This window comes from Microbulbifer agarilyticus, from assembly GCF_019800665.1.
Classification (GTDB): Bacteria; Pseudomonadota; Gammaproteobacteria; order Pseudomonadales; family Cellvibrionaceae; genus Microbulbifer; species Microbulbifer agarilyticus_C.
Map to the genome: position 1 here is coordinate 297,035 of NZ_JAHVKO010000004.1, position 19,682 is coordinate 316,716.

General features: G+C 58.4%; 19 protein-coding genes. 10 read left to right on the plus strand and 9 right to left on the minus strand.

Translation table 11 applies throughout. The features are described from left to right. Positions 1-128: 128 nt before the first annotated feature. Positions 129-1,490, minus strand: coding sequence for a TRAP transporter large permease (locus KUV22_RS10675; RefSeq protein WP_222230950.1), 1,362 nt, complete (start codon positions 1,488-1,490; stop codon positions 129-131). After that, positions 1,487-2,110, minus strand: coding sequence for a TRAP transporter small permease subunit (locus KUV22_RS10680; RefSeq protein WP_261319378.1), 624 nt, complete (start codon positions 2,108-2,110; stop codon positions 1,487-1,489). The genes KUV22_RS10675 and KUV22_RS10680 overlap by 4 nt, the downstream gene beginning before the upstream one ends. A 236-nt stretch (positions 2,111-2,346) precedes the next feature. On the opposite strand from KUV22_RS10680, the gene KUV22_RS10685 reads away from it, so the two are divergent. From KUV22_RS10685 to KUV22_RS10710, 6 genes are all read left to right on the plus strand, one after another. Further along, positions 2,347-3,414 carry a PstS family phosphate ABC transporter substrate-binding protein gene (locus KUV22_RS10685; protein ID WP_261319379.1) on the plus strand — a complete coding sequence of 356 codons (1,068 nt, stop codon included), beginning with the start codon at positions 2,347-2,349 and terminating at the stop codon, positions 3,412-3,414. Between the two features lie 161 nt (positions 3,415-3,575). After that, on the plus strand, positions 3,576-4,955 hold the full coding sequence (gene pstC, locus KUV22_RS10690; RefSeq protein WP_222230953.1) for a phosphate ABC transporter permease subunit PstC: 1,380 nt from the start codon (positions 3,576-3,578) through the stop codon (positions 4,953-4,955). Beyond that, the gene (gene pstA / locus KUV22_RS10695; protein ID WP_222230955.1) at positions 4,948-6,249 is read left to right on the plus strand and encodes a phosphate ABC transporter permease PstA; all 1,302 of its coding nucleotides are present in this window, start codon (positions 4,948-4,950) and stop codon (positions 6,247-6,249) included. Before pstC ends, pstA begins: the two co-directional genes overlap by 8 nt. A gap of 51 nt (positions 6,250-6,300) precedes the next feature. Beyond that, complete coding sequence (gene pstB, locus KUV22_RS10700) at positions 6,301-7,224, plus strand: phosphate ABC transporter ATP-binding protein PstB (protein WP_261319380.1); 924 nt, start codon at positions 6,301-6,303, stop codon at positions 7,222-7,224. A gap of 25 nt (positions 7,225-7,249) precedes the next feature. Continuing rightward, a complete protein-coding gene (gene phoU, locus KUV22_RS10705) occupies positions 7,250-7,945 on the plus strand; it encodes a phosphate signaling complex protein PhoU (protein ID WP_222230957.1) in 696 nt (231 codons plus the stop codon). Between the two features lie 273 nt (positions 7,946-8,218). Continuing rightward, on the plus strand, positions 8,219-9,019 hold the full coding sequence (locus tag KUV22_RS10710) for a putative porin (protein WP_222230960.1): 801 nt from the start codon (positions 8,219-8,221) through the stop codon (positions 9,017-9,019). A gap of 76 nt (positions 9,020-9,095) precedes the next feature. Here KUV22_RS10710 and KUV22_RS10715 read toward each other — a convergent pair whose 3' ends face one another. After that, on the minus strand, positions 9,096-10,388 hold the full coding sequence (locus KUV22_RS10715; RefSeq protein WP_222230963.1) for a M48 family metalloprotease: 1,293 nt from the start codon (positions 10,386-10,388) through the stop codon (positions 9,096-9,098). A 66-nt stretch (positions 10,389-10,454) separates the two neighbouring features. Here KUV22_RS10715 and KUV22_RS10720 point away from each other — a divergent pair, with 66 nt between their 5' ends. Genes KUV22_RS10720 through KUV22_RS10730 form a run of 3 tightly spaced genes read left to right on the plus strand, consistent with a single transcriptional unit; the run spans position 10,455 to position 12,186 of the window. After that, positions 10,455-10,946, plus strand: coding sequence for a DUF4265 domain-containing protein (locus KUV22_RS10720; RefSeq protein WP_222230965.1), 492 nt, complete (start codon positions 10,455-10,457; stop codon positions 10,944-10,946). A 57-nt stretch (positions 10,947-11,003) separates the two neighbouring features. Beyond that, entirely contained in the window at positions 11,004-11,783 is a 780-nt protein-coding gene (gene yaaA / locus KUV22_RS10725) for a peroxide stress protein YaaA (RefSeq protein WP_222230968.1), read from the plus strand. 37 nt (positions 11,784-11,820) lie between these two features. Then, on the plus strand, positions 11,821-12,186 hold the full coding sequence (locus KUV22_RS10730; RefSeq protein WP_222230970.1) for a hypothetical protein: 366 nt from the start codon (positions 11,821-11,823) through the stop codon (positions 12,184-12,186). A gap of 83 nt (positions 12,187-12,269) precedes the next feature. Here the strand turns inward: KUV22_RS10730 and phoR are convergent, their stop codons facing one another. The 4 genes from phoR to KUV22_RS10750 all read right to left on the minus strand — a co-directional run bounded on the left by phoR (position 12,270) and on the right by KUV22_RS10750 (position 16,098). Next, on the minus strand, positions 12,270-13,589 hold the full coding sequence (phoR, locus tag KUV22_RS10735) for a phosphate regulon sensor histidine kinase PhoR (RefSeq protein WP_222230973.1): 1,320 nt from the start codon (positions 13,587-13,589) through the stop codon (positions 12,270-12,272). Positions 13,590-13,685: 96 nt separating this feature from the next. Further along, a complete protein-coding gene (gene phoB / locus KUV22_RS10740; RefSeq protein ID WP_222230976.1) occupies positions 13,686-14,390 on the minus strand; it encodes a phosphate regulon transcriptional regulator PhoB in 705 nt (234 codons plus the stop codon). Positions 14,391-14,590: 200 nt separating this feature from the next. Beyond that, entirely contained in the window at positions 14,591-15,478 is an 888-nt protein-coding gene (ubiA, locus tag KUV22_RS10745) for a 4-hydroxybenzoate octaprenyltransferase (RefSeq protein WP_222230979.1), read from the minus strand. 44 nt (positions 15,479-15,522) lie between these two features. After that, entirely contained in the window at positions 15,523-16,098 is a 576-nt protein-coding gene (locus tag KUV22_RS10750) for a chorismate--pyruvate lyase family protein (RefSeq protein ID WP_222230980.1), read from the minus strand. A 227-nt stretch (positions 16,099-16,325) separates the two neighbouring features. Between KUV22_RS10750 and KUV22_RS10755 the strand changes: the two genes are divergently transcribed. Then, complete coding sequence (locus KUV22_RS10755) at positions 16,326-17,636, plus strand: dicarboxylate/amino acid:cation symporter (protein WP_222230983.1); 1,311 nt, start codon at positions 16,326-16,328, stop codon at positions 17,634-17,636. Between the two features lie 110 nt (positions 17,637-17,746). Here KUV22_RS10755 and KUV22_RS10760 read toward each other — a convergent pair whose 3' ends face one another. Next, on the minus strand, positions 17,747-18,436 hold the full coding sequence (locus KUV22_RS10760) for a hypothetical protein (RefSeq protein WP_222230986.1): 690 nt from the start codon (positions 18,434-18,436) through the stop codon (positions 17,747-17,749). Between the two features lie 255 nt (positions 18,437-18,691). Further along, a complete protein-coding gene (locus tag KUV22_RS10765) occupies positions 18,692-19,402 on the minus strand; it encodes a hypothetical protein (protein ID WP_222230989.1) in 711 nt (236 codons plus the stop codon). Positions 19,403-19,682 lie beyond the last annotated feature (280 nt).

The following is a 19,682-nucleotide window of genomic DNA, read 5'->3' on the forward strand; positions in this document are numbered from 1 at the left end:
GGAATTTTGGTCGCCGCCTCGGGTGGCGCATCTTAACACAATCTGGGCACTAAATGACCAGTGTTGCGTACACCTTCTAACGCGAGCCCGCGGGTAGACGGGCTGGCGCTGTGCGCTTCGAAAACCCATCAGGATGCCATATAGCTCGGCAGCCATGTGGCCAGTGCCGGCCACATGGCCAGCAGGCACATCACCAGCAACTGAATGGCAATAAATGGCACCACACCGCGGTAGATGGCCCCTGTTGCCACTTCCACCGGCGCCACACCGCGCAGATAGAAGAGTGCGAAGCCAAATGGCGGGGTGAGGAACGAGGTCTGCAGGTTCAGGGCGATCATCACTCCCAGCCACACCGGGTCTAGGCCCATGGCCAGCAGTACCGGGCCGACAATCGGCACCACCACAAAAGTGATCTCGATAAAGTCGAGGATAAAGCCGAGCAGGAAGATCACCAGCATTACCAGCAGGGTCGCACCGACAACGCCGCCCGGCAGGCTCTCGAAGAAGTGGGTAACCACTTCCTCACCGCCAAACCCGCGGAATACCAGCGAGAATAGCGAGGCACCGATCAGGATCGCGAACACCATGGCGGTGACCTGCAGGGTGCTCTGCCCCACTTCGCCGGCGCGGGACCAGTTCAACGCGCCGCGCCCCCAGGCCAGGATACCGGCACCCAGCGCGCCCACGGCGGCGGCCTCGGTTGGGGTGGCGGCGCCGGTAATGATCGAGCCGAGCACCAGCAGCATCAGGGCAATGGGTGGGAACAGGCTTTTCAGGGTTTGCAGCAGGTCGACGTCTTCACTGGTGTTGCGGGCAGTTGCTGGCTCGCGGCGCGCAATAAACAGCAGATACAGGATGTAGGCAGCGACCAGCAGCAGCCCCGGGATAATCGCGCCCATAAACAGGTCGCCCACACTCACCGGTTTCGGGTTGAAGATACCCTGCGAGAGCTGCGCCTGCTGGTAGGCATTGGACAGGGTGTCCCCCAGCAGCACCAGGGCGATGGACGGCGGGATAATCTGGCCCAGCGTGCCGGTTGCACAGATGGTGCCGGTGGCGAGCTTGGGGGAATAGCCGCGCTTCAACATGGTGGGCAGGGACATCAGGCCCATGGTTACGACAGTGGCACCAACAATACCGGTACTGGCGGCCAGCAGCGCGCCTACCACCACCACCGACACCGCCATACCGGCGGGGATTCCGGAGAATACCCGCGCCAGGTTCACAAGCAGGTCCTCGGCGATTCGCGCCCGCTCCAGCATCACGCCCATCAACACAAACAGCGGCACCGCCATCAGGGTGCCGTTTTGCATAATGCCGTACAGGCGGTCGGGAAACGCGCGCAGCAGGCCGGCATCGAAGACGCCGCCGACAATGCCCAACCCGGCAGCCAGCAGTGCGGTGCCGCCCAGAGTAAATGCCACCGGATAGCCGGCCATTAGCGCCGCACACACGGCGACGAACATCAGTAGGGGGATCAGCTCCATCATGCGCTGGCCTCCCCGGCAGCTTCCCGCACCAGTGGGTGCGGTTGCTGTTCTGGTTCTCGCTTGGCAGGCGTTTCGGCTGCTGTAGTAACGATATTGGAGAAGTTATCGCTGGATTCGGCCTGCATCAGCGTGTGCAGTGCGCGCGCCAGCTGGCTGAGCCCCTGCAGTGCGAGGGTGGCGGCGGCCAGCGGGATCAGGCTCTTGAGCAGGTAAACCCCACCGAGACCGTCCGCGCTATTACTGGTTTCCTGCACGGCCCAGCTGCTGGCGGCAAACTGCAGGCTGCCGTAACCGATAAACACACACAGTGGCAGCAGGAAGATCAGGCAGCCCACCGCATCCACCCAGGCTTTGCCTCTTGGCGAGAGTCGGCGGTACACGACATCCACGCGCACATGGGCGCCGGACTGCAGTGCATAGGCCAGGCCGAGCATCAGCGCGGCGCCATGCAAATAAGCCACTGCATCCTGCATGGCCAGGGAGCCGCCATCGAAGCCGTAGCGCATTGCCACCACCAGACTCTGAATGACCACCATGGCCAGCGTGAACCAGCCCAGAAAGCGTCCGCAGCCACCGGCAAACCGGTCCAGGGCACCGGCGGCACGTAGCAGAAACATCATGTGAATACTCTCAAATCATCTTTATTGTTCTGTTATCACTGGGGCACAGCCTACCTTTTGGCCAGAAATTGCGCCAGCGCGGTGTGGGCTCTGGCCAAAACTGACTTGTAACCCAATATTGGTCATGAAATGAGCGTGTGACTGTAACCTGTTTGTAACTTTTCATTCATAGAATCGTCACCAGTTGGAAATAGCATGCTCCGCGTGCAGATAATTCGACCACTTATGGAGACACCATGAACAACCGTTCCGCGAGTAAAAAAGTCCTGGCTTCGGCCCTGGCGGCCCTGACCATTGCGGCCTCCAACGCGGCCCTGGCAGCGCGCGATCACATCAGCATCGTCGGTTCCTCAACCGTTTACCCGTTCACCACTGTTGTTGCCGAGCGTTTTAGCCGCGCCACTCAGTTCAAGACCCCGGTTGTTGAATCCACCGGTACCGGCGGCGGCATGAAGCTGTTCTGTCAGGGCGTTGGCGAGAGCACTGCCGACATCACTGGTGCTTCCCGTCGCATCAAGCAGTCCGAGCTGGAAATGTGTAACGGCAACGGCGTTGACGTTGTTGAAGTACAGATCGGTTATGACGGCATCGTGCTGGCGAACGCCAAAACTGCCAAGCCGTTCGAATTGAGCCGCAAGGACATCTTCCTGGCCCTGGCCAAAGACGTGCCGAACCCGGACGGTTCCGAGACTCTGGTGCCTAACCCGTACAAAACCTGGAAAGACGTAAACCCGACCCTGCCGGCTGCGAAGATCGAAGTTCTGGGCCCGCCCCCGACTTCCGGTACCCGTGACGCTTTCGCTGAACTGGCGATGGAAGGTGGCTGTAAGAAGTTTGACTGGATCGCTGCCAAGAAGAAGTCTGACAAGAATGCGTACAAAGCCATCTGTCACAACGTACGTGAAGACGGCTTCTACGTAGAAGCGGGCGAGAACGATAACCTGATCGTCAACAAGCTGGCCGCCAACCCGAACGCACTGGGCATCTTCGGCTTCAGCTTCCTGGATCAGAACGCCGACAAGGTTCAGGGCTCCCTGATCGAAGGCCAAGAGCCGACTTTCGAATCCATCGCGGACAACAGCTACCCGGTTTCCCGTCCGCTGTTCGTTTACGTGAAGAAAGCGCACGTTGACGTGGTACCGGGCATCAAGCAGTTCCTGGCCGAGTTCACCAACGACCGCGCCTGGGGCGAAGAAGGTTACCTGGCAGACAAGGGCATGATCCCGCTGCCGAATGCCGAGCGCCAGAAGGTTGCCAACAATGTTCGTAAGCTGAACGCATTGACCAACCTGGCTGCTAAATAACAGCTAGAAACAAGGTAGAAGGATTTACCGGCCAAGCCCTTTTTAAGGGCTTGGCTTTTTACGTATATAAAAGCCGCAATTTTTTCCGCGCCATGCAATTGCGGTCACAACCGTTGATAATGGCCGACGTTTTTTGTACCTAGAGATAACCGAGCGAATCGATGCAGACTCCTACTCTCTTCGCCCTGCTGCTATTGCTGATACTGGTGGCCTACGGCACCGGTTTTAGCCGTGCGATTGCCGCTGCCCGCAGCAGTGGTGGTATCCGCAGCCTGGCGTCACTGCCAAGCTACTACGGCGTGCACACCGCACTCTGGTGTGGCCTTCCCGCCCTGATCATTCTGGGTTGCTGGCTTGTTTTTGACGATGCCATTATCCGCGCAATGGTGATGGGCAGTATCGCCGACAAGCCAGAGTCCATCGCCGGGCAAAACCTGCTGTACGCGCAGATCCAGAACCTGGCTGCGGGTAACTTGGTGGGCAATGTGACCCCGCAACTGCAAGACGCCGCTGCACATCTTGAGAGTCTGCGTGCAAGTGGTCGCTGGATGCAGACCGCGTTGATCCTGATTCTGTCGATCGGCCTCGGTGCCTACGCATTCCTGCGCATTTCCCCGGAGATGCGCGCGCGGGAAAAAGTCGAGAAGGTCCTGCGTATTATTCTGCTGGCTTGTGCCTGCGCGGCCATCTTCACTACCGTGGGCATTCTGCTGTCGGTACTGTTCGAATCGCTGCGTTTCTTCCAGTCGGTACCGGTCACCGAATTCCTGTTTGGCTTGCACTGGAGCCCACAGATGGCACTGCGTGCGGACCAGGTTGGCTCCAGTGGTGCCTTTGGTGCGGTACCGCTGTTTACCGGCACCCTGCTGGTTTCCGCAATCGCCATGTTTGTGGCGGTGCCGGTGGGCCTGATGTCGGCCATTTACCTGGCGGAATACGCCGGCAAGAAAGTGCGTTCCGTGGCCAAGCCGCTGTTGGAAATCCTCGCCGGTGTACCCACCGTGGTCTACGGCTTCTTCGCCGCACTGACCGTAGCCCCGTTTATCCGTGACCTCGCCCAGTCCATGGGTCTGCAGGCATCCAGCGAAAGTGCGCTGGCCGCCGGTCTGGTGATGGGGGTAATGATTATTCCGTTCGTGTCGTCCCTGTCGGACGACGTGATCAATGCGGTGCCCCAGTCCCTGCGCGACGGTGCGCTGGGCCTTGGTTCCACCAAGTCGGAAACCGTGCGCAAGGTCGTGATCCCTGCCGCACTGCCGGGCATCGTCGGTGGTGTACTGCTGGCGGTATCCCGCGCGATTGGTGAAACCATGATCGTGGTGATGGCCGCGGGCCTTGCCGCGAATCTCACCGCCAACCCGCTGGAGTCGGTTACCACGGTTACCGTACAGATTGTGACGCTGTTGGTGGGTGACCAGGAATTTGACAGTCCGAAGACCCTCGCCGCCTTCGCGCTTGGTCTGATGCTGTTTATCAGCACCCTGATTCTGAACTTTATTGCCCTGCACGTAGTGAAAAAATACCGGGAACAGTATGACTGATCTGACTCAATCCAATTTGACGCAGAAAGAAGTGCGCGAGCGAATCGAGTCGCGCCTTGCCAGCCGTCACCGCAAGGAAAAGATCTTTCGCGGTTTTGGTATCGCCAGTATTGCCTTTGGCATACTCGCGGTCGTAGTGCTGTTTACCGACATTATCAGTAAGGGCAGCAGCGCATTTGTTCAGACCGATATCGAGCTGAACGTTACTTATGATCCTGCGGTCCTCGGTATCGATACCGTCGATGACGAGAGCCTGGCGTGGGCCAACTTTGATGCGGTGATTCGCAATGCCCTGCGCGAGCGCTTCCCCGATGTAAGCGGCCGTCGCGACAAGCGCGAACTCTACTCGCTGGTGTCCAATGGCGCGGGCTTTGAATTGCGCGAGCGCCTGCAGCAAAACCCGGAGTTGCTGGGTAAGACGGAAACCCTGTGGTTTAACGCCGACGATGATGTGGACACCTATGTAAAAAGCCTGTCCAAGTCCGAAGAGGGTTTCCTGGGGCGTACCTCCGAGCAGAAGGCAGGGTGGATCAAGTCCCTGCTCGCAACGGGCGAACTGGAAAAACGCTTCAACACCACCTTCTTTACCAACGGTGACTCCCGCGAACCTGAGCAGGCCGGCATTCGTGCGGCATTGATGGGCTCGCTGTTTACCCTGCTGGTCACCCTGGCGCTGTCCTTCCCGATTGGTGTGGCCGCGGCTATTTACCTGGAAGAGTTTGCACCAAAGAATCGCTGGACCGACCTGATCGAGGTGAATATCAACAACCTCGCCGCGGTTCCGTCCATCGTATTCGGTTTGCTGGGCCTGGCGATCTTTATCAACTTCTTCGAGCTGCCGCGTTCCGCGCCGCTGGTGGGTGGTCTGGTACTGACGTTGATGACCTTGCCGACGATCATTATTTCCAGCCGTGCCGCGCTGAAGTCGGTGCCGCCGTCGATCCGCGAAGCAGCCATGGGTATGGGTGCCTCGCGCATGCAGGTGGTGCTGCACCACGTATTGCCGCTGGCCATGCCGGGCATGCTCACCGGCGCCATCATCGGTATGGCACAGGCACTGGGTGAAACCGCGCCGCTGCTGATGATCGGTATGGTGGCGTTTATTGTGGACGTGCCGCACGGCATCACCGACCCGTCCACGGTGCTGCCGGTACAGATTTTCCTGTGGGCAGACAGCCCGGAGCGCGCCTTTGTTGAGCGTACCTCCGCCGCGATCATGGTACTGCTGGCAGTCCTGATCACCATGAACACCTGCGCAGTTTGGCTGCGCAAAAAACTCGAGCGCCGCTGGTAACGCGCGTGTGCGTAACCTTCGGATGTTAAGATTGCGAATCGAGAGTGAGCCATGACAAGCATGACCCTGAACGCCGGCGCACCAGTACCGGCGCAAGACAAAACCAATTCAGCCACCGACTTAACCGATAAGTCGGCCACGGAGTCCACCTCAGTGAAACAACAGGCAGTGAAAACCCAGGAAGATATTGCCGAAACCGTCGGCAGCCCCTTCTGTGATGAAGCCAAGCTGCGCATGCGCAACGTGAACGTGTTTTACGGTGAGGCCCAGGCAATTCACGATGTCAGCCTGGATATCGGTCGCAACCAGGTGGTTGCCATGATTGGCCCTTCTGGCTGTGGTAAATCCACCTTCCTGCGCTGCCTGAACCGCATGAACGACACCATCGAAGGGTGTCGCGTAGAAGGCGACCTGACTTTGGACGGCGAAGCCATCTACGGCCCCAAGGTTGATGTGGTACCCCTGCGTGCACGCGTGGGCATGGTATTCCAGAAGCCGAACCCCTTCCCCAAGTCCATTTACGACAACGTTGCCTACGGCCCCAAGATCCATGGCATCGCCAGCCGCCGCGCGGAACTGGATGAGATTGTGGAAAACAGCCTGCGTCGCGCAGGCCTGTGGGACGAAGTAAAAGATCGCCTGGACAAGCCGGGCACTGGCCTTTCCGGTGGTCAGCAGCAGCGTCTGTGTATCGCCCGCGCCATCGCGGTAAGCCCGGAAGTGATCCTGATGGATGAGCCCTGCTCCGCCCTGGACCCGATAGCCACCGCGCGCATTGAAGAGCTGATTCATGAACTGCGTGAAAACTACACCATCGCCATCGTGACCCACTCCATGCAGCAGGCCGCGCGGGTAAGCCAGCGCACCGCCTACTTCCACCTGGGCAAGCTGGTTGAGGTCAATGACACCGAGACCGTGTTCACCAACCCCGAGCACGATCTTACCGAAGCGTACATTACCGGCCGTTTCGGCTAAGGTTGAGGGAAGCGGACAAAACACCATGGATATGCATTTCGATCAACACATCTCCCGCCAGTTCAACGACGATCTTGAGAGCCTCAAGACGGAAATGCTGGAAATGGGCGGCCTTGTAACTCGCCAGGTAGCCGACGCCGTAGAAGCGCTGGCCAATGCCGACAGTGAGCTGGCGGAAAAAGTTTTGAAGGTGGAAGAGGATATCGACCGCTGTGAAATGGAAGTGGACGAGCACGCGACGCTGATCATTGCCAAGCGCCAGCCCGCCGCCTCCGACCTGCGCATGGTGATGTCCGTTATTCGCATCGCCCGCGACCTGGAACGTGTGGGTGATGAGGCGAGCAAAATCGCCAAGATGGCCATCGCACTTACGGACCAAGGCTCGGCCCCGCGCGGTTACACCGAGATTCGGCATATCGCCAACGCCGTGCGTAAGATGCTGAACGACGCCCTCGATGCCTACACCCGTTTCGATGTGAAATCCGCGATGGAAACCCTCGCCGAAGACGAACAGGTGGATATGGATTACCGCAGCGCCGTGCGCGAAATGGTGACCTATATGATGGAAGACCCGCGCAGTATCTCGCGGGTGATGAATGTGCTGTGGACCTTGCGCTCCCTGGAGCGTATCGGCGACCACGCCAAGAACATCTGTGAGCAGGTGGTATACCTGGTTCAGGGTGCGGACATTCGCCACGGCAACGAGCAAAACCTGCGCTAGCAAAATACGCAGTAGTTTGCAGATCGCACCTACCCAAAAAGGCCGCTTCCGCGGCCTTTTTTAATTCAGCATCCGTTCAGTCTCGCCCTGTCACACTGCGCTCGCGAACTTGATCTTCATACTAAAAATAACTTGGTATTTGGTACGAGTGTCGCAATTTATACTTTTTATTGCACCCATATTCTCCTTTGCATAGAATCCGCGCCGACTTTGCTTTTGTGCAAATCGGATGGGTACGCAAGTACAGATGTAACTTAAACAGGGAATACTTCTATGAAGTTCAAGTTTGCAGCACTTCCACTGATGCTGGCTTCTGCGGTCGCTTCCGCGGCGCAATACAATTCTTTTACCGACGTTGATTATACCAATAGCGATTTCGGTAACTTTGACGTAGATACTCTGAATCTAGATTCACGCTATTACTTCGGTGCGTTGGAGACCCTCGGTCCGCGTAAAGAGTTTGGCTATATTCTGCCAGTTTCCAATATCTACGGTGGTTTCGCTTATGCGGATGCCGATGGCGAAAGTAGTGATGCGTTGAATATTGGTGGTGAATACTACACCGGTCAGTGGAAACTATTCGGCGGTTTGAGCGATAACGACCTGTCTACCGATTACCGCGTCGGTGCGGGTTTCCTGTTTACCCCGAACTTGCTTGCCGAGGTAGAGGCAGTGAAGCGTGAGGATGTGGATACCCAGCTGATGTTTCGCGGTCGCTACAACCATCAGCTGACCGGCAATGATTACATCGGCTTTACTGCCGAAGTTGACGATGACTTTGACTACCGCAGCGTGTCTTCCAAGTACTTCACCGCGCTGTCCGGTGGCCAGTACCTGAGCGCGAGCCTGTCATTGATTGACACCGATAATTCCGATCTCTACTGGGGTGGCGGTGTTGAATTCTATTTCAATGAAGATACGTCTATTGGCGCGACTTACGATGAAGCCGAATCATATCGTTTCCACGCCACCCACTTCTTTAATGAAAATGTTGCTGCCAAAGCTTCCTATGGGTCCAACCGCGATTTCGATGATCTGGATGTATTCAGCCTCGGCGTAACCGTTCAGCTGTAATTTTCCCTGCAAAAATCGCGCATAAAAAAGCGGGCGAAGAAATTCGCCCGCTTTTTTTGCTTCTGTTCAGGGAAACTTATCCCTGTCCACTCAGTGCCTGCACCCGCGCTTGTGCTTTAGTGCCGATGTCACCCCCGCCCTTGGCGGCAGTCTGGTAGTGACTCAGCGCGTTCTTGGTATTGCCCTGCTGCTCATACACCTGCCCGAGATAATAGTGGGCATGGGGCGTTTCCAGATAGCGCGTGGAACGCTGCAGGTCGCGTTCGGCGGCGGTGTAGTTTTTTAGCTCAGCATTGAGCATGCCGCGCATCAGCCAGTTGGAAAACAGAGTTGGGTTTTTTTGAACCGCGGTCTCGTACGAGCGCAGCGCCGGCTGGTATTGTTTCTTCTTCGCTAGCAGGTCGCCTTCCAGTGCGTAGAACGCTGCTTCCTTGGGCTGTTGCTTCTGTGCCCGGCGCGCGAGCGACAGCGCCTGGTCGTATTGCTTGTTCTTTGCCGCGGTTAAAGCGTCGTCGTAGCTCTTGTATGCATCCGCATCGCGCTTAAGTTGCGCGATAGCGCGCTGGTACTGGCTGCGATTGACGGTGCCCGCGGGGAATTTTTTCGCGTGCTGGATATTCGCATCGACGCGGGACTGCGAGGGTGGGTGGCTGGCGAACAGCGCCTCGAGTCCGCCGGACTGACGGCCCTTGGACAGCTCGACAAATTTCTTCTGCAGGCGCACCGCGCCCTGCGGGTCGTAACCGGCCGCCGCCATGTACTTCATACCGTACTCATCGGACTCCAGCTCGTTGTCACGGCCGTACTTAGCAATGTAGGCGGAGCCGCCAAATTGGCTGCCGAGGGAGATCAGGTCGCCATAACCGGTGTTCTGGGTGGTGGCGCCGAGAATGGCGATACCCGCACCAAGGATCTGTTGCTGGGACATGGCCGCCGCGGAATGGCGCGCCGCCGCGTGCACAATCTCGTGGCCCAGTACCGCTGCCAGCTCCGCCTCGTCTTCCAGCAGTACCAGCAGGCCGCGGTTAATCGCGATTTTGCCGCCAGGCAGTGCCCAGGCGTTGGGGGTGGAGTTATTCAGTACCACAAACTCGTAAGGCAGGTTGGGCTGATCCGATACTCGCGCCAGTTTCTGGCCGACGTTGCGCACATAACTCTGCAGCGCGGGGTCGATCAGGTATTCGCCGCCCTGGGTCTGCTGTGCCTTGGGGTACTGCTGCTCGCCCAGCGCCACTTCCTGCCCCTGGGACATCAGCGAGAGTTCCTTCTTGCCGGTCACCGGGTTGACCGCACAGCCCACCAGGCCTGTGGACAATGAAGTGGTAATTGCGATGGTCAGAAGGCGGTTTGAGATTGAGCGCGGAAACATAATCCTCTCCCTGTATAATGCGTATCGCGAATAGCACACTATTGTACACAGTCCGGGGAGAGGGTTATGACGACCGCACTGCAGATTATTGAATTGTTTGCCGGGACCAATCCGGATGGCGAACCGGTGGTCGAGCGCATGCAGGTGAAGGTAAACGAGGACGACAGCGTGCAGCTGGTGCGGTCCCCGGCGTTTATCAAAGGCATCGCCAGTGGTGACACCATCAAGGTCAACCGCGAAGACCCCGAGAAGCCGAGCTTCGAGCTGGTAAAGCGCTCCGGCAACCTGGCGGTGCGTATCTTCTGTCGCGGTGACAGCACCAAGCTTTCTGACCAGCTGACCCCGCAACTGGAAAAACTCGGTGGCGAACTGGATCTCGAATCGCCGCGTCTGCTGGTGTACAGCATTCACGTGAGCTGTGGTTTCGAAGAGATCGAGAAGATCCTGAACAGTGCCTGCGATGGCGCCAATAGCGTCTGGTACTACGGCAACGTCTACGACCCGGTCGATGGGCAGACACCCCTGAACTGGTGGCAAGATATCCTGAAGCCCGAATAAGTCTTCGCCGAGCCCCATATAAAATCCGCGACAACGCCCGCAAGCAGTTAAAAACTTATGTTGATTGTTATCTCCCCCGCGAAAACCCTCGACTACGAGAGCGACATTCCCGCACTCGATACTACCCAGCCGGACTTTCTCAAAGAGTCCGCAGCCCTGATCAAGGAGTTAAAGGCGCTCAACCCGCAGGACATATCCAACCTGATGAAGGTGTCCGACAAGCTGGGGGTACTTAATTACGACCGCTTCCACAGCTGGAAGCGCCCGTTCACCGACAGTAATGCCCGCCCTGCCCTGCTCGCATTCAAGGGTGACGTGTACACCGGGCTCGAAGCGGAAACCATGGGCAAGCGCGATTTTAATTTTGCGCAAAAGCACCTGCGCATGTTGTCCGGTCTTTATGGCTTGCTGCGTCCACTGGACCTGATGCAACCTTATCGCCTGGAGATGGGCACCAAGTTTGCCAACAGCGGCGGCAAAAACCTGTACGAATTCTGGGACGGCAAGATTACCGAGGCCCTGAATACCCAACTTGCCGAACTCAAAAGCAAGCAGCTGGTTAACCTGGCGTCCAACGAGTACTTCAAGTCGGTGCAGGTGAAAAACCTGCAGGCGGATGTGGTAACTCCGCACTTTAAGGATTGGAAAAACGGCCAGTACAAGATGATCAGTTTCTTCGCCAAAAAAGCGCGGGGCATGATGAGTCGCTGGGCCATCGACAACCGTGTGAAGCAGGCGGAGCAGCTGCAAGACTTTGATGTGGCCGGTTATTATTTCAGTGAAGAACACTCCAAGGGCAATGACTGGGTCTTCCTGCGCGACGAACAGCCAGCCTGAACTACAAAACCCCTGAGCAGAACACAGGAGCGCACTTATGCCCCCATGGTTTGAAATTGCCGTCACCATCGCCGCCGCCATTGCCGCGGTGTTTTTCTTTGCCAAGTACCGCGAGACAGCCGCTGCACTGCACGAATCCGAGCGCATGAAGCTCAAGTATTCCAAGGACCTCGATCGCTACCGCGATACACCGCAACTGCGCGCCCTGCGCGATGCCTTGATCGGCGAGCGCAACCTGCCGGTAGACGATGAAGGTCGCGAGCACCTGCTGATCCGCGACAGCGCGCGCAAGCTGGTGCACATCACCGTGCAGAAGCGTACCGCCGCGCCGGTATCGGGCGACGAGTCGGTTGAGTACACCGCAGCGGGCGAAGCGCGCACACTGAAAGAACTGGAAGGATAAGTTTCGGGCTCCCGCCAGAGACAGCATAAAAAAAGCCCCGTTAAGGGGCTTTTTTGTGTCTGCAATATCCGCGCTGGGTGGAATCAGCTGGTGGCGGAACTGGCCTGGGTCAGTTTCTCGCTGGGGAAATTCAGGGTAAAGGTACTGCCGCGGCCCGGCACACTGCTGATACTCATATTGGCACTGTGGCGCAACAGCACATGCTTGACGATGGCGAGGCCGAGACCGGTGCCACCACTCTCACGGGAGCGACCGGCATCGACCCGGTAGAAACGCTCGGTAAGGCGCGGGATATGCAGCGGGTCGATACCGATACCGGAATCCTTTACCGCAAAGTGGCCGCCGCTGGCGTCCATTCGCCAGCGCAGTTCGATGGGGCCGCCGTCCGGACTGTACTTGACCGCGTTGAAAGCCAGGTTGGCAAAGGCGCTGTGCAGTTCACCGGCGTCGCCGGTGATGGTGCAGTCTGCATCACACACCACGGAAATCTGGTGTCGGCCGCCGCTCAGTGAGCGGGCTTCGTCGGCCACCCGTTCCATCAGCCCATTTACCGCGATGCGATCGCGCCCGCTATCGCGCTCGGAGGTCTCCAGGCGGGCGAGTAGCAGCAGGTCGTTCACCAGGCTGGTCATACGCACCGTCTGCTCGCTCATTTGCCCCAACGGCCGCTCCCAGTTGCGCGGCGCCTGGCCACTTTCCTGCAGCGTCTCCAGGTAGCCGGCAATCACCGTGAGCGGGGTGCGCAATTCGTGGGATACGTTGGCGACAAAGTCCCGGCGCATCTGCTCCAGGTTATGCAGCCGGGTAATATCGCGCACGATTACCAGCGCTTCATCCTGGCCGAAGCGGGTTACTTCCATCTGCAGGGTGCGCGAGTCGTCTCCGGGTGCCGGCAGGGTAATCGGCTGCAGGTCGCCCTGATTGGTGCCGCGCATGCGCTCGTGCATATGCTCGACAAAGCGTGGATCGCGCACAAAGTTGATGATCGGCTGACCGCTGTCGTCGGCCTGCAGGCGCAGCATTTCGCCGGCGACGGGGTTCCACCAGGCCAGGTTGCCGTCATCTTCCAGTGCCACGATGCCCTCGCGCAATGCGCTGGTGCTGTCCTGCACCCGGCGCAGCATGGCGTGTAGCTTTTGCTTTTCCTTGCGGTGGCGACGCTGTATCCGATAGAAGTCGTCGGTGATATCGCCCCATACCCCAAAACTAGTGGGGGCCGGACCACGGCGGCCGTTGGACAGCCAACGGTCGAAGCGATTTTGCTGCCACAGCAGCCAGATGAGATAGACGGTGAGGCCGGAGCACAATGCCAACCACCAGTGCCCGGTGGCGAAGCCCAGAATGGTGGTGCCCAGGGCTATGATGATAAAACGCGACAACTCGCCAATACTGCGATCGAGCATGAGGTTTTGGCCATCTTGTTGGGGGCGCGTCGAAGTGCGATCCGCCGCGCCGCCGGGCGATAAAGCGGGCCCGCTGGTAAAGTTCGATGGGTGGGATTATACCCGTTCGACGGTCTGGACTGAAAAGCGATAACCGGTCCCACGCACGGTCTGAATGTAGCGCTCATGGCCATCTACGGTCAACGCTTTGCGCAGGCGCCGAATGTGCACGTCCACGGTACGCTCTTCCACGTACACGTTGCCGCCCCACACGTGGTCGAGCAGCTGGGTGCGGGTGTAGGCGCGTTCCTGGTGGCTGAGGAAAAAGGTCAGCAGGCGGAATTCCGTCGGCCCCATTTCCACCGGGTTGCCGTTGATGGTGACGCGGTGGCTGATTGGGTCGAGCACCAGGCCGCCGGCGGTGAGCGGTTCTTCCGGGGCACTGGGGCCGGCGCGGCGCAATACGGCTTTCAGCCGTGCGACCAGCTCGCGGGGGGAAAAGGGTTTGGTGATGTAGTCGTCGGCGCCCGTCTCCAGGCCCTTGATCTTGTGGTCTTCCTCGCCCTTTGCGGTCAGCATCACGATGGGCAGCGACGCGGTGAGCTCGTCGCGCTTCAGGCGGCGCGCAAGTTCGACACCGGATACATCCGGCAGCATCCAGTCCAGGAGAATAAGGTCGGGTCTTTCGTCGATGACCAGAGCGTGGGCCGCCTGCGCGTTCTCTGCTTCCAGGCAGCGGTAATCCGCCATCTCCAGCGCCACGCGCAACATGTCACGTACCGGGGCTTCGTCATCGACTATAAGGATCGTCTTGCTGTGCATCTGCCTGCCATACCCTAACTGTGTTTGCTGTCGCTTCGGTGGTGCTTCACAACCTCCGCTGCGGCGCCTCGTGGCGTCCTGCCTCGTAGACTGTAGCGCCAGCCTCAACTGACTATTGTAGAGTGGCCATTTAACGTCACTTTGGTGACAAATATATGACAGGTGTTCAGGTAGGTGGAACTTCGAAACAAAGGGAAGCTCTAACGCGCGAGATACTGGAAAAATATTCCAGCAAAAAGCGCCATCCCCACAAAGTTGTTGTTCAGAAATGCCTTGAAGCATGCATCCCGTTGCCGGTCGCGGATCAACCATTGCTGGTAGGCAAACAAGCCAGTCACGATTGCCACGCCGCCGTAGTAAATGGACCCCAAATCCGCACGCCCACCCAGCATCAGTAACGCCACCACAACCATCGCCTGCAGGCTGGCGGTCATCGCCTTGTCCAGCTCGCCGAACAGGATGGCGGTGGATTTGACGCCGATTTGCAGGTCGTCATCTCGGTCCACCATGGCGTAAAAGGTATCGTAGGCCACGGTCCACAGCAGGTTGGCGGTAAACAGCAGCCAGGCCACCGCCGGCACTTCGCCGGTCACCGCGGCAAACGCCATCGGAATGCCCATGCTGAACGCGGCCCCCAGCACCACCTGCGGCAGGTGTGTATAGCGCTTGGCGAAGGGGTAACAGAAGGCCAGCGCCAGTGCCGGCAGCGACAGCAAAATGGTGGCGCGGTTGGTGGTCAGCACCAGCAAAAAAGCCACCAGCATCAAGCCGGCGAACAGCATCAGTGCGCCCCTGGGGGTGGCGGTACCGGTGGCCAGAGGGCGCTGTTTGGTGCGCTCTACATGCCCGTCGATATTGCGGTCGGCAAAGTCGTTAATGGCACAGCCGGCCGCGCGGGTGAGCACGACGCCCAGGGTAAACACCACAAACAGGTGCAGGCCCGGCCAACCCTCGGCGGCGATCCACAGCGCGCACCAGGTGGGCCACAGCAGCAGCAGTGAACCGATCGGTCGGTCCATGCGCGTCAGCTGCCAATACGGCAGGGCTGCGGGCCAACGCTGTTGGATCTGGTGGCTGATAGCTTGCATGGTGGCTTCCCGTGTTCGCTGAGTACTTTGAGGCGCTTGAGCGCTTATGCCATCGGCGGTGTATGGGGATTGAAACCGCTCAGGAAGGTCTCTGCAACCAGCAGCGGTTTATCCTGTAGCCAGAAGGTGGAGCGGCGTCCCCAGGCGTGGGGTGCACTGTCGCTCAGCTCTGCTCGCGCGCAGTGCGGATTACGCTCGAGCCGGTTGAGCACAATAGGCCCGCGGCGGATGTCCGGCTGGCTGAACAGCAGTTCGCCGAGGGGGCGGTTGTCGAGGCCGCGCAGATAGCGGGATTTACCGGTGAGGGTGCGCTCGGGCAGCACGCTGCGGGCGTAGACCCAGGGCTGTTCACTGTTGCCATACAGCAGCACCTCGCGCACCAGCGCGCGGCTGCGGTCTTTCAGGTTGAGCGCGCGGCGCTCCTCGGGCCGGGGTGTTTGCCAGCCCTGATTGAGTATCTGTACGCGGAAGGTGCCCTCGCCCAGACGCTTGAGGGCGGCGGTCAGCGAACCCGGGTGCAGCAGCCAGGGCAGCAGCCGCTCCGGTGGTGTCTGGCCGTGGAGGCTTTCCAGAGGTTGAGGGTGCCAATCGCCGATGGCCTCAAAGGGGGAGTGGTACAACGCTGACTCCGCGCAAGCTTGTGGTGGTTAGATCAACCCGCATTGTACCCGAGCGCGCCACCAGGGGAACGCGCTTTGCCCACAGGGAGTGAGGCCGATATAGTGGCGCATTCGCTGGCAGTTGCCGGATGCTGGCGATACGGGCGCTGCGCCTGTGTCGATGCCATTATCTACAATGCACAAAATAATGAATTGCCACTGCAAGGTGCGCATAAACGGGAAGGACCATGGGGCTTACCAAAAAAATCGTACTGGCCATGATCGCGGGTATCGGACTCGGCCTGCTGTTCAACGTACTCAATTCCAGCCAGGTTCTGGGTGAGGCGGTCACCTCCTTTATCAATAACTACCTCACCAATGGCCTGTTCGACATCGTCGGTCGCATCTTCATCGCCTCGCTGAAACTGATGGTGGTTCCGCTGGTACTCGTCTCCCTGATTTGTGGCGCCTGTGCCCTGTCGGAAGGTAGCCGCGTTGGCGTGCTGGCGGGCAAGACTCTGGCCCTGTACATGGTGACCACCGCGGTGGCGATTTCCCTGGCATTGATGCTGGCGCTGGTGATTCAACCGGGCGCGGGTATGGAACACCTGGCGGGCAATGCACAGTTCGAGGCAAAGCAGTCTCCGCCGCTGTCGGATGTACTGGTCAATATTTTCCCCACCAACCCGGTGCAGGCGATGGCCGAAGGGAATATGTTGCAGATCATCGTGTTTGCGCTGTTGCTGGGTTATGCGATTTCCCGCAGTGGCAAGCCGGGCCAGCGGGTAGCGGCCTTCTTTAATGACCTGAACGATGTCATTTTGCGCATGGTGGGCGTGCTGATGGCGTTTGCGCCTTACGGTGTGTTTGCCCTGCTGGCGAACAAGATTGCCCTGCTCGGCCTGGATGCGATCCCCACCCTGGCGAAATATTTCAGCGTGGTGCTGTTGGCACTGATGGTGCACGCGCTCGGGGTATACCCGCTGCTGCTGAAACTGCTGTCGGGTCTGAACCCGGTACAGCTGCTGAAAAAAATGCGCCCGGCAATGGCTTTTGCCTTCAGTACCGCCTCGTCTGCAGCGACCATCCCGGTCACCCTGCAGACGGTGGAGAAGCGCCTGGGTGTGGATAACAAGGTGGCCTCGTTCACCGTGCCGCTGGGTGCGACCATCAATATGGATGGCACCGCGATCATGCAGGGTGTGGCCACGGTATTTATTTCCCAGCTGTATGGCATTGAGATTGGCCTGATGGGTTACCTGACGGTAATTCTGACCGCGACACTCGCGTCAGTTGGCACCGCCGGTGTGCCGGGTGTCGGCCTCATCATGCTGGCGATGGTACTCGGCCAGGTTGGTCTGCCGGTCGAAGGTATTGCCATCGTGATGGGTGTGGACCGCCTGCTGGATATGGTGCGCACCGCGGTAAATATTACCGGCGATGCGGTGGTGAGTACCGTGGTTGCGAAAAGCGAAGGGGCTCTGGATGTCAGTACCTTCAATGACGAGAACTACAACAGCGTTGTGGATCACCAGGACGGCCGCTCAACGATTGCCTGAGGTACCTGAGCGAAAAGGTATCTGAGCCAAGAGGTATCTGAGCTCAATTGAACCAATAAAAAAGGGCGAGGCGCATAGGCACCTCGCCCTTTTTTGTGTCCTGCCGGCGATTAAGCGGAGACTAAATCGCGCAGTGCATCTGCTTCCAGGTGATCTTCCATACGCTCCACCAGCTCTTCAACCATTTCGCTGAGGGCATCTTCAATGGCTTCCTGGGTATTGTCTTCAGCGTCGCGACCGTCGAGGTAACTGCGCACCCGATATTTTTCCGTGATTTTCAGTTTGCCAATATCGATGCGTTGTTCGCGCAGTGTGTTGCCGTTGCGCCCGGCGAGCGTGAAGCGGAACTCGCCGCTCAAGGCGACGTGCCCTTTTTCGGTATCGTGGTTCTTCCCGGGCTTCATGCTGTTCAGGTGCTTGATCACTTTGATCTGGATATTGTTTTCCAGGTTCAGCAGACCATGTTCCTTTACCAGCGGCACTTCCTCATCTTCCAGGTATTCGTATAACACCCGGGCAAACTCGCTGTGGATATGTTGGGTGTAGCTGCGCACCGCCTTTTGCTTGAGCTCGGCGAGCCCGCCACCGTTGCCGGCCATCGCCAACATCAACTGCATATCCCCGGACACGGGCATGGGTACGTCGATTTCGATTTTGCCGGGGGTAATGACGAGGCTTGGGATATGGTCGCTGCCGCCCCAGAAACTTTGCTGGGCGATGGCTTGGCCAACGGTGATTGTGGATAGTGCAAGGCTGCACAGGCCCGCGGCCAACAGCCGGCGGATTCCTAGGTTTCTCATACATCGCTCCCTGTTTTATTTTTATACGGGGATGGTGTTTTTTATGTACGTCGTGGCGAATGATTTCGCTCTAGTTAAGTTGGACGTCTGTTCCAAGCTGCCACTTATTGCAGGCAAACGCAAAAAAATTTCGTGACTCAGGCGTCACCTTTGTTCTGGGCTGTGAGGTGGGTCGCAGCGGGGGCGAAATAAATCGGATATGTGCTGAGAGCGGGGAGGAGAGGTTGCACCGCCCCGGGAGGCGGTGGCAGAAACTTAATTGCGGCCGGTAAGTTCGAGCAGTGCGTCTGCTTCGAGGTCGTCTTCGATGCGGTCGAGGATGCGTTTCACCAGCTGGTCTGCCATGCGCTGCAGCTGTTCGCCGGTGTTGTCTTCGTTATCGTCGCCGTACAGGGATGTCTTGATCTGATACTTGCCCTTCAGTCCCAAGTTGGCGATATCCAGGCGTTTTTCTCTCAGCACCCGCTCGCCCGGTGCCTGCAGGCGCAGCAGATAGTCACCGCTGGCACTGAGGTTGCCGCGTTCGATTTCGATGTCACCCTTGGTTTTGAGGCCACTCAGCTGCTTGACCACGGAAATATCCACGAAGTTAAACAGGATCAGTGAGTGGTTATCGCTGCGCAGGGGTATTTCTTCGTCGGCAAAGAATTCACGCAGGGCACTGTCCAGGCGCGTGCGCAGATAATCGCTGAACTCGCGGCTGGCCGTTTCCTTGGCTGCGGAAACCCCGCCACCGTTGGTGGCCTGTGCCAGCAGACTTTCGAAATCATTGCCTTGCAGCGGTGTGGGTACCTCTGCGGCGACTTCTATGTTGGCGAGAGTGAGGTGCAGTGCCGACTGCTCCTGTGCCTGCGCCAGGACCGCAAATAAGCTTGTGCACAGCAGTATGCCGAGGCGGGTAAGAAGTTTTACATTGCCACGGGGCTGGTTTAAGGCTGCGCTGTTAAACATTTTGCGCTGACTCATTCAGCTGACTCCTGCACCTGATTCTTTCAGGTGTTCGCTATGCAAATGTGTGTGCCGCGGGTGCAGTGCCTGCGGGCTCTTATGTGATAAAAGGGGCGGTTGCGCGGTGTCGGCAAAACGCCCTATCAATGAGGCTGCCACCACACGTGAGCGAGTGCAAAAATATTAGTGACCCGAAGTGACCAATTGGTCTTGGCAATAACGTGGTGCAGTGAAAACTGTGGGGTGCTTGGCAAAAATAAGCGCCAATGGCATGGGGTTGGGGTGAGCAGGGACTGAG

Coding starts and splice junctions, on each gene's coding strand:
- KUV22_RS10675 (WP_222230950.1), bottom strand. CDS start 1,490: ATGATGGAGCTGATCCCCCTACTGATGTTCGTCGCCGTGTGTGCGGCG.
- KUV22_RS10680 (WP_261319378.1), bottom strand. CDS start 2,110: ATGATGTTTCTGCTACGTGCCGCCGGTGCCCTGGACCGGTTTGCCGGT.
- KUV22_RS10685 (WP_261319379.1), top strand. CDS start 2,347: ATGAACAACCGTTCCGCGAGTAAAAAAGTCCTGGCTTCGGCCCTGGCG.
- pstC (WP_222230953.1), top strand. CDS start 3,576: ATGCAGACTCCTACTCTCTTCGCCCTGCTGCTATTGCTGATACTGGTG.
- pstA (WP_222230955.1), top strand. CDS start 4,948: ATGACTGATCTGACTCAATCCAATTTGACGCAGAAAGAAGTGCGCGAG.
- pstB (WP_261319380.1), top strand. CDS start 6,301: ATGACAAGCATGACCCTGAACGCCGGCGCACCAGTACCGGCGCAAGAC.
- phoU (WP_222230957.1), top strand. CDS start 7,250: ATGGATATGCATTTCGATCAACACATCTCCCGCCAGTTCAACGACGAT.
- KUV22_RS10710 (WP_222230960.1), top strand. CDS start 8,219: ATGAAGTTCAAGTTTGCAGCACTTCCACTGATGCTGGCTTCTGCGGTC.
- KUV22_RS10715 (WP_222230963.1), bottom strand. CDS start 10,388: ATGTTTCCGCGCTCAATCTCAAACCGCCTTCTGACCATCGCAATTACC.
- KUV22_RS10720 (WP_222230965.1), top strand. CDS start 10,455: ATGACGACCGCACTGCAGATTATTGAATTGTTTGCCGGGACCAATCCG.
- yaaA (WP_222230968.1), top strand. CDS start 11,004: ATGTTGATTGTTATCTCCCCCGCGAAAACCCTCGACTACGAGAGCGAC.
- KUV22_RS10730 (WP_222230970.1), top strand. CDS start 11,821: ATGCCCCCATGGTTTGAAATTGCCGTCACCATCGCCGCCGCCATTGCC.
- phoR (WP_222230973.1), bottom strand. CDS start 13,589: ATGCTCGATCGCAGTATTGGCGAGTTGTCGCGTTTTATCATCATAGCC.
- phoB (WP_222230976.1), bottom strand. CDS start 14,390: ATGCACAGCAAGACGATCCTTATAGTCGATGACGAAGCCCCGGTACGT.
- ubiA (WP_222230979.1), bottom strand. CDS start 15,478: ATGCAAGCTATCAGCCACCAGATCCAACAGCGTTGGCCCGCAGCCCTG.
- KUV22_RS10755 (WP_222230983.1), top strand. CDS start 16,326: ATGGGGCTTACCAAAAAAATCGTACTGGCCATGATCGCGGGTATCGGA.
- KUV22_RS10760 (WP_222230986.1), bottom strand. CDS start 18,436: ATGAGAAACCTAGGAATCCGCCGGCTGTTGGCCGCGGGCCTGTGCAGC.
- KUV22_RS10765 (WP_222230989.1), bottom strand. CDS start 19,402: ATGAGTCAGCGCAAAATGTTTAACAGCGCAGCCTTAAACCAGCCCCGT.